The organism is Mycolicibacterium duvalii (assembly GCF_010726645.1).
Taxonomy (GTDB): Bacteria; Actinomycetota; Actinomycetes; order Mycobacteriales; family Mycobacteriaceae; genus Mycobacterium; species Mycobacterium duvalii.
The window spans coordinates 742,386-756,502 of the sequence record NZ_AP022563.1 but is presented as its reverse complement, the minus strand read 5'-3'; the positions used below and the strand labels follow the sequence as shown (position 1 = coordinate 756,502).

Below are 14,117 nucleotides of genomic sequence, written 5' to 3'. Positions count from 1 at the left end.
AGGTATGCCGGGCTGCAAGCGGTCATCACGCCACAGCCGTCACCGACACCGGAACCGCGAACGGGCGGGGATCAGCGACAACAGCAGACATCAGCAACGGCAGACAAACCCACGGCGATGAGGGCCACGATGTGGCCGCTCTTGTTGCCGGACGCCGATTGCATGGCGCGAACAATAACAGAACCGTCGCTGATCTCTCACCGCGTGAACAGCCACATCACGATGACCAGGACGATCAATGCCACCAGCACCAGCGTCACCCGCGACCGCGGCATCCCGCTCATCGATCCCCTCCGGTTGTCTCGGTCCTCGCACGCGCACCGCTGCGGCGTGCCTGTCGACGCAGCCGGATTCCGTGTCCCAACACGATGTCGAGCAGCACGGCCACCCCGTAGGCCAGGGCCAGCACCACCGGCATCACCACGGCGGTCTGCGCCACGAACGGCAGACCCGAGAGCCACAGCTCGACTCCGTCCCACCAACTGAGCAACCCGTCCACCCGGCCAGCCTATGCGCCGGCCCGATGGCGATGCCGCTACCGCCGCTTTCTCAGCTTCGCAGCACCCCGCGGTAGACGCCACGGCGGTCGGCAGTCGATGATGAGCAAATGGTTGTGCAGCAGTCCGAGATGTCAGGCGACACGTCCCACAACGGTGGTCGGGCCGGCGGGTCCGCGCTGACCCTGGCCACCCCGACGCCCTATCACTCGGCCGGTCCGCTGCGGAACCCGTTCCCGCCGATCGCCGACTACGCGTTTTTGTCCGACTGCGAGACGACGTGTCTGATCTCGTCCGCGGGATCGGTGGAGTGGATGTGCGTCCCGCGGCCGGATTCGCCGAGCGTGTTCGGCGCGATCCTGGACCGCGGCGCCGGGCACTTCCGGCTCGGGCCGTATGGGGTGTCGGTGCCCGCGGCCCGCCGCTACCTGCCCGGCAGCCTGATCCTGGAGACAACGTGGCAAACCCACACCGGCTGGTTGATCGTGCGCGACGCGCTGGTGATGGGGCCGTGGCACGACCTGGAAACCCGGTCGCGGACGCACCGGCGCACGCCGATGGACTGGGACGCCGAGCACATCCTGCTGCGCACGGTGCGCTGTGTCAGCGGCACCGTGGAGCTCGTGATGAGCTGCGAGCCGTCGTTCGACTACCACCGCACCAGCGCCGGCTGGGAGTACTCCGCGCAGGCCTACGGCGAGGCGATCGCGCGGGCGACCAAGAACCCGGACTCCCACCCGACGCTGCGGCTGACCACCAACCTGCGGATCGGGCTGGAGGGCCGCGAGGCCCGCGCCCGCACACGCCTGAAAGAGGGCGACAACGTGTTCGTCGCGTTGAGCTGGTCCAAACACCCGGCCCCGCAGAACTACGAAGAAGCCGCCGACAAGATGTGGAAGACCAGCGAAGCGTGGCGCCAGTGGATCAACGTCGGCGATTTCCCCGACCACCCCTGGCGGGCCTATCTGCAGCGCAGCGCGCTGACGCTGAAGGGGCTGACCTACTCCCCGACCGGCGCGCTGCTGGCTGCCCCGACCACGTCGCTGCCGGAAACCCCGCAGGGCGAACGCAACTGGGACTACCGCTATGCGTGGGTGCGGGATTCGACGTTCGCGCTGTGGGGGCTCTACACGTTGGGCCTCGACCGCGAGGCCGACGACTTCTTCGCGTTCATCGCCGACGTCTCGGGGGCCAACAACGGTCAACGTCACCCGCTGCAGGTGATGTACGGCGTGGGCGGTGAACGCAGCCTGGTCGAAGAGGAACTCAACCACCTGTCGGGCTACGACAACTCCCGTCCGGTACGGATCGGCAACGGCGCCTACAACCAGATGCAGCACGACATCTGGGGCACCATGCTCGACTCGGTGTACCTGCACACCAAGTCTCGGGAACAGATTCCCGAGACCCTGTGGCCGGTTCTCAAGGAACAGGTCGAAGAGGCGATCAAGCATTGGCGCGAGCCCGACCGCGGAATCTGGGAGGTGCGCGGCGAACCCCAGCACTTCACGTCCAGCAAGATCATGTGCTGGGTTGCGCTGGACCGCGGCGCCAAGCTGGCCGAACTGGAGGGCGAGAAGTCCTACGCGCAGCAGTGGAGGGCGGTCGCCGACGAGATCAAGGACAACGTACTCACCCACGGCGTGGACGCCCGCGGTGTGCTGACCCAGCGGTACGGCGACGACGCGCTGGACGCGTCGCTGCTGCTGGCGGTGCTGACGCGGTTCCTGCCGCCCGATGATCCGCGGATCCGGGCGACGGTGCTGGCCATCGCCGAGGAGCTCACCGAGGACGGCCTGGTGCTGCGTTACCGCGTGGAGGAAACCGACGACGGACTCTCCGGCGAGGAGGGCACCTTCACCATCTGTTCGTTCTGGCTGGTGTCGGCGCTGGTGGAGATCGGCGAGATCGAACGGGCCAAGCACCTGTGCGAACGGCTGCTGGGCTTCGCGAGCCCGCTGCACCTCTACGCCGAGGAGATCGAGCCGCGCACCGGCCGCCACCTGGGCAATTTCCCGCAGGCGTTCACCCATCTGGCCTTGATCAACGCGGTGGTGCACGTGATCCGCGCCGAGGAGGAAGCCGACAGCTCCGGCAACTTCCAGCCGGCCAACGCCCCGGTCTGATCAGCGGTGCGCGGCGATCTTGTCGAGCATCAGGTCCGCGACACCCACCGCACCGCGCGGGTCGCCGGTGGGGCGCGGGTCGGTGAGCTCGACCTCGACGATGCAGTCTCCGGCCAGCCCGACCGCACGCCGCCCGTCCGGAGCCGCCGCACCGCGTGAGGCGTGCAGGATGCTGGCCGACACCACCCGCCGGTCGAAAGTGACGTCGGTGATCCGGCTCAGTTCCTCGAGCTGGTGCCGGGCCAGCGTCTGACCGTTGCACCGCCGCCAGGCCTCGGTCAGGGTGGCGAAGAATTCCTGTGCCGCGCTCGCCGAGGCCATCTGCACGATGCCGAAATAGCCCGTCACGGGCGGACCGTCGAATCCGCCGCCGGCCCAGGTGTTGGTGGCCACCGACTGCACCGGGCTGTCGTCGTAAACGACGTTCTGCAACCGGTAGGCGGCGCTGACGCAGTCGGCGGGGACAACGTCGGCGTCACCGACACTGCGCAGCAACATGGCGGCGTCCCCCTCGACCGGGCGTCCCAGCAGTCCCGCGACCCCGGTGCCCAGTTCTGCTGCCAGCTCCTGCGCGCTGGGCAGGAAGGTGCCCAGCGGGAGCGCCGGGGAGGGCTGGGCGGCCTCGGCGATTCGAACGGTCGGCCGGTGATCGACGGGGGCGCCTGCGCAACCCGCGGTGGCCAGGCACACGGCGGCGGTGGCGGCCACGGCCGCGAGCTTCCCCGACATATGACTTCAGTAGCACGCCCGGCCGCACCGCGCGACCGGTTCGGTCGGAGTCCGCTATTTCTTGGCGGGCTTGTCCGACGCGGCCTCGGTCGACAGCGCCGCGACGAACGCCTCCTGCGGGACGTCGACCCGGCCGATGGTCTTCATCCGCTTCTTGCCTTCCTTCTGCTTCTCGAGCAGCTTGCGCTTGCGGGTGATGTCACCGCCGTAGCACTTGGACAGCACATCCTTGCGGATGGCCCGGATGTTCTCGCGCGCAATGATTTTCGAGCCGATGGCGGCCTGCACCGGCACCTCGAACTGCTGGCGCGGAATGAGTTCTTTGAGTTTGGTGGTCATCTTGTTGCCGTATGCCGCGGCACTGTCTTTGTGGACGATCGCGCTGAACGCGTCGACCGCTTCGCCCTGCAGCAGGATGTCGACTTTGACCAGCGCCGCCTCCTGCTCGCCGGCCTCCTCGTAGTCGAGGCTGGCGTAGCCGCGGGTGCGCGACTTCAGCGAGTCGAAGAAGTCGAAGATGATCTCGCCGAGCGGCAACGTGTAGCGCAGCTCGACGCGTTCAGGTGACAGGTAGTCCATGCCGCCGAGCTCGCCGCGCCGGGACTGGCAGAGTTCCATGATGGTGCCGATGAATTCGCTGGGCGCGATGATCGTCGTCTTCACGATGGGCTCGAAGACGCTGCGCACCTTGCCTTCCGGCCAGTCCGACGGGTTGGTGACGGTCAGCTCGGTTCCATCGTCCTTGATGACGCGGTAGACGACGTTCGGCGAGGTGGAGATCAGGTCCAGGTTGAATTCGCGCTCGAGGCGTTCGCGGGTGATCTCCATGTGCAGCAGGCCCAGGAAGCCGCATCGGAACCCGAAGCCGAGCGCCACCGACGTCTCCGGCTCATAGGTCAGGGCGGCGTCGTTGAGCTGCAGTTTGTCGAGCGCGTCGCGCAGCACCGGGTAGTCCGACCCGTCGACCGGATACAGGCCGGAGTACACCATCGGTCTGGGTTCGCGGTATCCGGTCAGCGGCTCGGCGGCGCCGTGGCGGGCGGTGGTGACGGTGTCGCCGACTTTGGACTGACGGACGTCTTTCACCCCGGTGATCAGGTAGCCGACCTCGCCGACGCCCAGACCGTCGGAGGCCTTCGGCTCGGGCGAGACGATGCCCACCTCGAGCAGTTCGTGGGTCGCCCCGGTGGACATCATCTTGATGCGCTCGCGCGGCGTGATCTTGCCGTCCACCACGCGGACGTAGGTGACGACGCCGCGGTAGATGTCGTAGACGGAGTCGAAGATCATCGCGCGGGCAGGGGCGTCGGCGTCCCCGGTCGGCGCCGGCACCTGCCGTACGACCTCGTCGAGCAGCTCGGCCACGCCGGCGCCGGTCTTACCCGACACCCGCAGCACGTCCGACGGCTCGCAGCCGATGATGTGGGCAAGCTCACCGGCGTAGCGCTCGGGGTCGGCGGCGGGCAGGTCGATCTTGTTGAGCACCGGGATGATGGTCAGATCGCGGTCCAGCGCCAGATACAGGTTCGCCAGCGTCTGCGCCTCGATGCCCTGCGCGGCGTCGACGAGCAGGACCGCGCCTTCGCAGGCCTCCAGGGCGCGGGAGACCTCGTAGGTGAAGTCGACGTGGCCGGGGGTGTCGATCAGGTGCAGGACGAACTCTTCGTCCCCGACTTTCCACGGCAATCGCACGTTCTGCGCCTTGATGGTGATGCCGCGTTCGCGTTCGATGTCCATCCGGTCGAGGTACTGAGCCCGCATCGAGCGTTCGTCGACCACCCCGGTGAGCTGCAGCATCCGGTCGGCCAACGTCGACTTGCCGTGGTCGATGTGGGCGATGATGCAGAAGTTCCGAATCTGCGCCGGCGCAGTGAACGTCTTGTCGGCGAAGCTGCTGATGGGAATCTCCTGGTGAACGTGGTTTCCGCGGCCTGGTCAGGCTCATCCAGCCTAGCGAGCCGGTCCGCTCGCGACACAATCGAGCGGGCCGGGCACCCCTATGCTTGGCGGGTATGGCGCCATCATCGGGCTATCTGAAGTCGTTTCAGCGTTTCCTGTTGAAGAACACCGAGAACCTCGTGTTCAACGAGGCGCCCAAGCTCGTCCGTCAGCTGCAGCGCTCGGAGACGCTGCAGCGCGGCATCGCCCAGGGCATCCGGCTCGGTCTCGACGTCCTCGCCGCCGGCCAGGCCCCGGCCGCGCAACCGGCGCTGCCCGCGGGCCGACCGGTGTCGCGCAACTTCGTCCCGACCGCACACCGTGCTCGCCGCGTCACCTACTCCCCCGACCTCGACGGCCGCGCTGACCCCGGCGAGGTGGTGTGGACCTGGGTGGTCTACGAAGACGATCCCAGCCAGGGAAAGGACCGGCCGGTGTTGGTGGTCGGCCGCGACCGCCACATCCTGCTTGGCCTGATGCTGTCCAGCCGTGAGCATCACGACGGTGAGCCGAACTGGGTCGGCATCGGCGCGGGCAACTGGGACTACGACGGGCGGCCCAGCTGGGTGCGGTTGGACCGGGTGCTCGATGTGCCCGAGGAGGGGATTCGGCGCGAAGGTGCCATCCTGGCCCGCGAGGTGTTCGAGGTGGTCGCCGCGAGATTGCGGGCCGACTACTCGTGGAGCTGACGGGCTGCGCCGGCCCCGCGGTAGGGCGCCCCGTCAGCCGGTGAGCACCGTCCACGCCGCGCCGGCGCCGACGCCCAGCGCCAGGCTCAGCCCCGCCGCGCCGACCGCTGTGGGCGCCGACCACCGTCGGGCCGCGAACACCTCGACGCGGTCACCGGCGCGCCGGAACGCCGGGATGATCCAGCGCAGGTAGTAGAACAGGCTGGCCAGGGTGTTGACGAATACCGCAACCGCCAGCCACGCGAGGGCGCCCTCCCACGCGGCGCCGGCGATGGTCAGCTTTCCGACGAACACCGCGGTCGGCGGCGTGCCGAGCAGACCGAGCAGGGCCACCGCCAGCGCGACGGCCAACCACGGCCGCGCCGACACCAGCCCGCGGTAGGCGTCCAATTCGCGCCGGTCGGGGAGCGCCGTGGACACCGCGAACGCAGCGCTGTTGGTGACGGTGTAAGCAGCGAGATAGAACAGCAGCGCCGGCACCGCCAGATCGCTTCGCCCGACGACTGCGAGCGGCACCAACAAGTAGCCGACCTGGCTGACCGTCGACCAGCCCAGCAGCCGCCGCGGGTCGTTCTGCCAGTACGCGGCGAGGTTGCCCAGTGTCATGCTCACCACGGCGAACAGCGCGATCAGCAACGACCAGGCGATGGTGTCGGGCAGCACAGTCACCAGCCGGTACAGCGCCAGCACAGCGCCGATCTTGGGGACCGTGGTGACGAACATCGCCACCGTGCCCGACGCGGCCTGCGCGGCGTCGGGCACCCAGAAGTGCGCCGGCACTCCACCGGCCTTGAACAGCAGGCCGCCGAGCACACCGATCGCCCCCGCCGCCACCGGGCCCGCCGGGGCGGCATCGAGTTCGGCGGCCACCGCCGGATACCAGCTGCTGCCGGTGACGGCGTACAGAACAGTGACACCGAGCAGCAGCAGGATCCCGAACAGGGCACCCAACAGGTAGGTCTTCATCGCGGCCTCGGCGCCGGCGGGGGTGCGGGCCAGCCCGATCAGCGCATACAGCGGGATGCTGGCGAGCAGGTAGCCGGCCGCCAGCACGAGCAGGTCGTCGGCGCCGGCCAGCACCAGGACACCCGCGGTGGCGAACAACACCAGCGCGTAGGTCTCGCTTTCCCGTTCCGCGCCGCTGATCTCGTCACCCGCCACGGCCAGCACCAGCAGCGCCCCCACGGCCGCGACGATGCGCGCCACCCCGGTCGGCGTGTCCACCGCGAACGTGCTGTCGAACGCGGTCCGGTCCGGTCCGGCGAGCTGAACCGCGGCCACGACGGCCGCCCCGCACAGCGCCGCCGCGGCGACGACCCGCCCCCACCACTGGTGTGCGCGCGCCAGGAACGAACCGCCGATGAGCACCGCCAGACCCGCACCGAACACCAGGATTTCGGGCAGCATCAGCACCAGGTGCATTCCGGAGTGGGGGTTCACGTCACCTCCCGACAAGCGCGATGAGCGCATCGGAGGCGGGTTCGATGGTGTCAAGCAGCACGCGGGGCAGCAGCCCGATCACGACGGACAGCGTCAACAAGGAAGCCACCGGCCACAATTCGCTACCACGCAGGTCGACGAAGCCGGCGGAGCGGCCCTGCGGCGCACCGGTGAACACCCGCTGAAAGGCACGCAGGAACAGCGCGGCAGTGATCACGATCCCCGGCAGGGCGACTGCGGTGACGGGGGCCGCGGCGATACTGCCCGTGAAGATCTGGAACTCGGCAATGAAGCCGGAGAACCCCGGCAGCCCCAGCGACGCGAACGCCCCGACCGCGAACAGAGCCGCGAGTTTGGGTGCGCGGCTGGACAATCCACCGTAGTCGGAGATCGAGTAGCTGCCGGTGCGGGCATGGAAGACCCCCGCCAACAGAAACAGTGCGCCGGTGATCAGCCCGTGGCTGACCATCTGGGTCACCGCGCCGGTGACGGCGATCTCCCGCGCCTGGGTGGTGCCCGCCGCGGTCAGACCGGCGGCGCCGACCGCGAGCACGATGTAGCCCATGTGGTTGACCGAGGTGTAGGCGATCATCCGTTTGAGGTCATCCTGGGCCAGCGCGACGAGGGCCCCGTAGAGCACCGACACCACCCCGACGCCGATGATCACCGGCGCCCAGTCCTGCCATGCCTGCGGCAGCATCGGCATCGCGATGCGCACGAAGCCGTAGGTGCCCATCTTCAGCAGCACGCCGGCCAGTACCGCCGAACCGATCGCCGGGGCATCGGTGTGCGCGGGCGGCAGCCAGGTGTGGAACGGGAACGTGGGGGTTTTGACGGCCAGCCCGAGCAGGATCGCGGCCAGCACCAGCGCGCCGACCAGTGGGCTGTCGGCCAGCGGCGTGGCCGCGGTCAGTTCCACCATGTCGAACGTGTGCGGGTCGGCCGCGACGTAGAGGCCGATGAATCCGACCAGCAACGCCAGCGAACCCAGGAACGTGTAGAGGAAGAACTTCATCGCCGAGCGGCCCTGGTTGCCGTGGCCCCACCCCGCGATGACGAAATACATGGCGACGATGGACAAGTCGAAGAACAGGAAGAACAGGATCAGGTCCGCGGACACGAACAGGCCCAGACTCACCGTCTGCAGGAAGCAGAAGAGCGCCGCCTGCGGCCGCGGTCGGTCGGTGTCGCGCAGGCTGTAGCCGGCGCAGGCCGCGAAGATCACGGCGGTCATCGCGATCAGCGGCAGTGACAACCCGTCCACGCCGATGTGGTAGCTGCTGTTGACGCCGGGGATCCAGGGCACCTGCTCCTCGAAGGCCAACGCGTTGGGGCCGGGGGCGTCGAACCGCGCCCACAGCCATGCGATCAGCGCGACCTCGACGACGGTGACCGCCAGCCACGCCCAGCGCACCGCGGTGTCGGTCAGCGCGGGCACCGCCAGCAGCACCAGCGCGGCGGCCAGCGGGAGGAACACGACGACACTGAGCACAGGTCACCTCACGACGATCAGGAACAGGACGGCAAGCAGGAAGACAACGAAGGCGCCCGCGTAGTACTGATGCAGCAGGCCCGTCTGCGGCTTTCGGGCCGACGCACCGAGCCGCCGCGTCAGCGCGGCGCTCCGTTCGACGGCCCCGTCGACGGCCGCGGTGTCGATCCGCGCCGCCCAGCGGCTGGTGGCCACGGTGCCCGCCGCGCAGGCCTGGAGCGCCCGGTCGAGGAATCGGTCGTCGAACGCTTCGGCGACCTCGGACAGTCGCCGCGTCGCCCCGGTGACTGCCGAGGGGGCGCGGTCGAGGACCCGGTCGTCGAACGCGGCGAGTAGATGCGCGAGCCGCAGGACCTTGGTCACGACGACAAGGTGGGCCAGCTTCTCCATCCCCAGCCAGCCCGCCGCCCACCGCGGTTCGGGCGCCCCCCAGCGCAGCACGGCCAGCACCACCACGGCGGCGAGCACGGCCGAGGCGGTCAACTCGGCGACCCCCGCATGCGAGGCTCGGCCACCGACGAACTCGGCCAGCCGTGGACCGACCGGCGGTAGCGCCAGCCCACCGGCGAGTGCGGCACCGGCAGCCAGGACGATCAGCGGGATCCGTTCGAACATGCTCAGCGAACCGGGTTCTGGTGGTCCCACAGCGCCGGGTGCGGGACGCCAGATCACCAGCAGAATCTTGGCGGCGTAGGCGGCTGACAGCGCCGCGGCGGCCAACCCCGCCGCATACAGCCACGGTGAGTGTTCGAGCGCGACGGCCAGCACGGCGTCCTTGGTCGCCCACAGCGACAGCGGCGCAACCCCCGCCAGGGCCAGAGCGCTGACACCCGCGGTGACGCCGACGAGCGGCCAGCGTCGCCCCGCCCCGCGCAGGTCGTTGAGCCGCTTGCTCCCCAGCAACGCCAACCAGGCACCGGCGGCCAAGAAGAGGCCGGCCTTGGTGAAGGCGTGCGCGAGGAGTTGGGCGGCGCCGCCGGCCACGGCCGTCAGACCCGCGGCCATCACGACGAAGCCCAGTTGCGCCGCAGTGGACGCGGCGAGCAGCTGTTTGAAGTCGGATTGAGCGAGCGCGACCACCCCGAGCAGCAGCGCTGTCGTCGCGCCCAGCCACGCCGCCGCGGTGTCAGCCCACCCGGTGGCCTCGAGCAGCGGGCCCACCCGCAGCAGCAGATAGGCCCCCATCGCCACCATCGCCGCCGAGTGCAGCAACGCGCTGACCGGGCTCGGGCCCTCCATCGCGCGGGCGAGCCAGAACGAGAACGGCAGCTGCGCGGCCTTGCCGAGCGCGGCCACCAACACACCCGCCGCGATCACATGCCGCCAGCCGGGCGACGCCTCCGGCAGATCCGCCAGCACCAGGCCGGCGCCGCCCGCCAACGCGGCACCCGCAGCCAGATAGAGCCCCAGGTCCGCAGTGCGGGTCGTCACGAATGCCGTCAACCCCGCGGCGACGCGGTGCTCATCTCGCCAGCGGTAGCCGATCAACGCGTAGGACGCTGCGCCCATCACCTCCCAGGCCAGCAGCAGCGCCGGCAGCGTCGCAGCGGTTGCGGTCACCATCGCCGCGGCGGCGAACACCAGCATGAGGCCGTGAAATCGGCCGCCCGCCACGGCGCGGTCACCTGCGGCGAAGATCAGCACCAGCAACGTCGTCACCGCGACTGCCGGTACGACGACCGCGGCCAGGCCGTCGACGCGCACCGCGAAGTCGGCCCCCGCGATGAACGGCGCGCTCACCGCCGGCCGGGTCACGGCCACCACGACCGCCAACGCGCTCACCGCCGTCGACACCGCGATCGAGACCGCCGCGGGGACCCGCTCGGCACCCGGCCGGCCCAGATGGGCGAGCAACAGTCCGGCACCCGCGACGGCCGGGAGACACAGCAGCGCCCACAGCGACCATTGCCCGATTGATGACATCGTGGTCAGCCCGACAGATCCGTGGCCATGTCGGTCATGTCGGCCTGCCGGTCGCGGTGCAGCAGCGTAGCGACCGCGAAACCCATCGCCATCTCGACAGTCATCGCCGCGATGATCACCATCAGCAGCACCTGACCGGTTGGGTCGGGGGCCAGAAACCACCAGAACGCCGCGGCGGCGAGGATGACGGCGTTGATCATCAACTCCAGACCCATCATCACCATCACGACGACCTGCTGGGACAACGCTCCGTAGAGGCCGACGCAGAACACGGCCGCGGCCACGAGCAGAATCGTCTGCAGCGTCATCGGCCCACACCGCCAGGCTGCGGATCACGCGCGGGACGCTGTTTGAGGTCGTCACCGAACCGGTCGTAGCGGGTGCGCCGGGTGGCGAGCACCACCCCGCCGACGATGGTCGCGACCATCACCGGGCTAATCACCACCATCGCCAGCATCTTGGGACCCATCAGCGCATCGCCGAGCGCGGCGGTGACGTCGGCCGGCGGCGAACCCCGGCGCTGCGGCCAGTCGACAAGCAGGATGCCAATCGCCAGTGCCACGAAGGTGCCGATCGCGATGCCCAGGGACAGCAGCTTGCCGTGCACCATGCTCATCGGCATCAGCGCCGGGTTCATTCCCATGAACATGACCATGTAGACGGCCATCACGGCCATCTCCATGACCATCATCAAGATGACGATGACCCCGACGTAGTTCTGCTGCAGCAACAGCACCGCGACTCCGACCGCGACGAACGACGCCGCCAGCGCATAGGTGGCGCGCGCCATCGAGTCGACGATGAACACGGCGGCGCCGGCGGCCACCGCGATGACCGCGGTCACCCAGAAGACGATGTCGGACACGTCGACGCTCATCTCAACTCCTCCCCACAGCGACGGCGGCGACCACCAGGTCCTGCACCAGCACCAGGGGCAGCAGCACCAGCCATCCGAACTCCATGAACTTGTCCGGCCGCAGCAACGGGATGCGTCGCCGCACCCAGACCAGAACAGTCAGCAGCGCAAGAGTTTTCACGATCACCCACAGCCAGCCTGGCAACGCCGGTCCGGCTCCGCCACCCAGAAACAGCGGGACTGCGAACGCGGCGCCCGCGGCGAGCAGCGCGTAACGGCCGGCGGCGAACAGCAGCCGGTCCACACCGGAGAGTTCGGCGCCGGCGCCCCCGGCGACGTCGGCACCCAACGCCGCCGCCATCGGGCCCCACACCGAGAAGCCGGCCACGGTCAGGCAGTACACGCCGAACGCGACCGGCATCCACACCGCGAACCAGAGCCCCTGCTGGGCGGCCGCGACGGTGCCGACGTGCAGGCTTTGCGCGGCGATCACCGGTGCCACCAGGGCGAACATCAACGGCAGCTCGTAGCCGAGGGCCTGCGCCAGGAACCGGTAGCCGCCGACGAGGGAGTAGACGGAATTTGCGCCCCACCCGGCCAGCCACACCAAGGCCCACACCATGACGTCCAGCGCGTTGAACCACACGACACCGACGTCGACGTCGAACAACGTCCACGCCCCGAGCGGCACCACGGTGATCATCAGCAGTGCAACGACGAGCAGCCCCGCTCCCCCGACGCGCCACAGCAGCCGGTCCGCCGCAGGGGTGACCCGGCGGCGTTGTCGCAGCAACCGTGCGGTCTCCAGCAGCGGCGCCGACAGCGCCGAGGTCGCGGTGCGACGGACGCTCATGCCCCCGTCGAGCGCCGCGGCGTAATAGCCGAACGCGGCGAGCAGGGCCGCGGCGGCCACCACCCACACGGCAGGCACCTGCGTGACCGGGTCCGCCGTCATGACGCACCGGCCTCGGCTGGCACCGCCGTCTCGACGCCCAGACCGGCGACGGCCAGTCGCGCAGTGGCCAGGTCCAGGCCCCGCACCATCTCGGGCAGCACCTCGAGAAGACGCTGAGGCTCCACCGTCGACGCGGTGGCCGGCGTTCGGTGCGAGGCATGCTCGGCGGTGATCCGAAGCCGGGTCAGCATCCGGGTGTGGGTGTCGCCGGCAAGGTCGGCCGGCAACCCCCGCGCCTCGAGATAGTCCGCCGTCAACGGTGCGATGTCGCGTAACACCCACCGGAGCGGCCGGGACCGCCGCACCCTGCGGTGCATCTCCGACAGCAGCCGCGCCGCGGTGTCGTCGCCGTGCTCGTCGAGCAACAGATCACGGCAGCGTCGCGCGGCGGCGGCGTCGCGGGGCATGCCGGCCAGGGCGAAGAGATCGTCGAGATGGTCACACTGGCGCGCGGCAGTGTTCAGGCCGGCTGCACCGGCCACGGGGCTGCGGGCGATGCCGTCGACGACCCAGCCATCGGCGGCGGTCACGACGTCACCGCTGAGGGTGCAGCGCAGCACCAGACCCGCCGGCCAGTGGGAGAGCACGGGACCCAGCCGGACATGCAGCACGTCCATCTCCAGCCCGTCGCGGTCATCGTCGCCCTGGGCGAGCGGGATGCCTTCCGGCGCCATCTCCATGTCGCCGTGATCCATGTCCTCGTGGTCCATGTCCTCGTGGTCCTCGTTCGCGTCGCCGAGGTCGGGACGCTGCAGCCGGTTCCGGGCGTCACGGCGCTGTTCGGCGCTGCCCAGCAACTCGGCGGTGGCGCGGTCCAGAGCCGCATCGACGTGACTGGCTTCGGCGACGTCGATGCGGCACCGAGGACCGGGCAGCTGCTCCCACACCGCGTCGATCAGTTCGGACAGTTCGGGGCCGGGCGCTCCGCACACCGCGAGGACGTCGGCGTCGGCCGGGGCGGTCGCCTCCCGCCAGCCGCGGGTCGATAGACGTCGTTGTAGCGCAGCGCGGGTGCTCCAGTGCCCGGGCACCTCCACGATCAGCACGTGGGCCCGCCGCACCGCCAGCTGCGCCAGCGCCCGCCTCACACCCACCGCAACGCTCCCTCGCGCCAGGCCCACGCCACCGCGACGAACAGGGCACCGAGGAACATGAACATCTCGACCACGGCGCCGGCGCCGCGTTCGGCGACCACAACCGCCCACGGGTACATGAACAGCATCTCGACGTCGAAGGCCAGAAACACCAGCGTCGCCGGATACCAGCGGACGTGGTACCGCGACAGGGCGTGCTCCTCGGGTCGCCAGCCCGACTGAAACGGCAGCGACACCAGCGCCGCCGGCGCTACCGCGGTGATCCGGTGCAGCCCGTAGAGGGTGAGGATGCCGAGCAGAGATACGCCGAGCATCGCTGCGATGCCGGTGTACATCCGGGCGGCTCCTGTCTACTCGGGGACCGGCACAAGGTTCCCC

At 69.6% G+C, this 14,117-nt stretch carries 13 protein-coding genes and 1 pseudogene; 2 read left to right on the top strand and 12 right to left on the bottom strand.

The genetic code is table 11. The annotated features are described in order from the left end of the window. Positions 1-71: 71 nt before the first annotated feature. A complete protein-coding gene (locus tag G6N31_RS27760) occupies positions 72-164 on the bottom strand; it encodes an Ms4533A family Cys-rich leader peptide (protein ID WP_353961769.1) in 93 nt (30 codons plus the stop codon). Between the two features lie 116 nt (positions 165-280). Continuing rightward, positions 281-499 carry a hypothetical protein gene (locus G6N31_RS03440; protein WP_098003583.1) on the bottom strand — a complete coding sequence of 73 codons (219 nt, stop codon included), beginning with the start codon at positions 497-499 and terminating at the stop codon, positions 281-283. Positions 500-670: 171 nt separating this feature from the next. On the opposite strand from G6N31_RS03440, the pseudogene G6N31_RS03435 reads away from it, so the two are divergent. Further along, positions 671-2,623: pseudogene (locus tag G6N31_RS03435) on the top strand (glycoside hydrolase family 15 protein); the annotation flags it as partial. Here G6N31_RS03435 and G6N31_RS03430 read toward each other — a convergent pair. After that, a complete protein-coding gene (locus G6N31_RS03430; RefSeq protein WP_179964261.1) occupies positions 2,624-3,352 on the bottom strand; it encodes a sensor domain-containing protein in 729 nt (242 codons plus the stop codon). Between the two features lie 54 nt (positions 3,353-3,406). After that, the gene (lepA, locus tag G6N31_RS03425; protein ID WP_098003585.1) at positions 3,407-5,257 is read right to left on the bottom strand and encodes a translation elongation factor 4; all 1,851 of its coding nucleotides are present in this window, start codon (positions 5,255-5,257) and stop codon (positions 3,407-3,409) included. Positions 5,258-5,364: 107 nt separating this feature from the next. On the opposite strand from lepA, the gene G6N31_RS03420 reads away from it, so the two are divergent. After that, on the top strand, positions 5,365-5,979 hold the full coding sequence (locus tag G6N31_RS03420) for a type II toxin-antitoxin system PemK/MazF family toxin (protein WP_098003586.1): 615 nt from the start codon (positions 5,365-5,367) through the stop codon (positions 5,977-5,979). Positions 5,980-6,012: 33 nt separating this feature from the next. Here the strand turns inward: G6N31_RS03420 and G6N31_RS03415 are convergent, their stop codons facing one another. The 8 genes from G6N31_RS03415 to G6N31_RS03380 are packed head-to-tail and all read right to left on the bottom strand — an operon-like array spanning position 6,013 to position 14,074. Beyond that, a complete protein-coding gene (locus tag G6N31_RS03415; protein ID WP_098003629.1) occupies positions 6,013-7,401 on the bottom strand; it encodes an NADH-quinone oxidoreductase subunit N in 1,389 nt (462 codons plus the stop codon). 19 nt (positions 7,402-7,420) lie between these two features. Next, positions 7,421-8,911 (bottom strand): complex I subunit 4 family protein, encoded by a 1,491-nt coding sequence (locus G6N31_RS03410; RefSeq protein ID WP_098003587.1) that lies wholly within the window; start codon positions 8,909-8,911, stop codon positions 7,421-7,423. A gap of 3 nt (positions 8,912-8,914) precedes the next feature. After that, on the bottom strand, positions 8,915-10,834 hold the full coding sequence (locus tag G6N31_RS03405) for a proton-conducting transporter transmembrane domain-containing protein (protein ID WP_098003588.1): 1,920 nt from the start codon (positions 10,832-10,834) through the stop codon (positions 8,915-8,917). Between the two features lie 5 nt (positions 10,835-10,839). Then, positions 10,840-11,142 (bottom strand): NADH-quinone oxidoreductase subunit NuoK, encoded by a 303-nt coding sequence (locus G6N31_RS03400; protein WP_098003589.1) that lies wholly within the window; start codon positions 11,140-11,142, stop codon positions 10,840-10,842. After that, positions 11,139-11,711 carry an NADH-quinone oxidoreductase subunit J gene (locus tag G6N31_RS03395; RefSeq protein ID WP_098003590.1) on the bottom strand — a complete coding sequence of 191 codons (573 nt, stop codon included), beginning with the start codon at positions 11,709-11,711 and terminating at the stop codon, positions 11,139-11,141. Before G6N31_RS03395 ends, G6N31_RS03400 begins: the two co-directional genes overlap by 4 nt. Before the next feature lies 1 nt (position 11,712). Then, on the bottom strand, positions 11,713-12,645 hold the full coding sequence (locus tag G6N31_RS03390) for an NADH-quinone oxidoreductase subunit H (protein ID WP_098003591.1): 933 nt from the start codon (positions 12,643-12,645) through the stop codon (positions 11,713-11,715). After that, positions 12,642-13,739, bottom strand: a complete 1,098-nt coding sequence (locus G6N31_RS27295) for a hypothetical protein (protein ID WP_098003592.1) — start codon at positions 13,737-13,739, stop codon at positions 12,642-12,644. Before G6N31_RS27295 ends, G6N31_RS03390 begins: the two co-directional genes overlap by 4 nt. Then, on the bottom strand, positions 13,730-14,074 hold the full coding sequence (locus G6N31_RS03380; protein WP_098003593.1) for an NADH-quinone oxidoreductase subunit A: 345 nt from the start codon (positions 14,072-14,074) through the stop codon (positions 13,730-13,732). The genes G6N31_RS27295 and G6N31_RS03380 overlap by 10 nt, the downstream gene beginning before the upstream one ends. Positions 14,075-14,117: the final 43 nt, after the last annotated feature.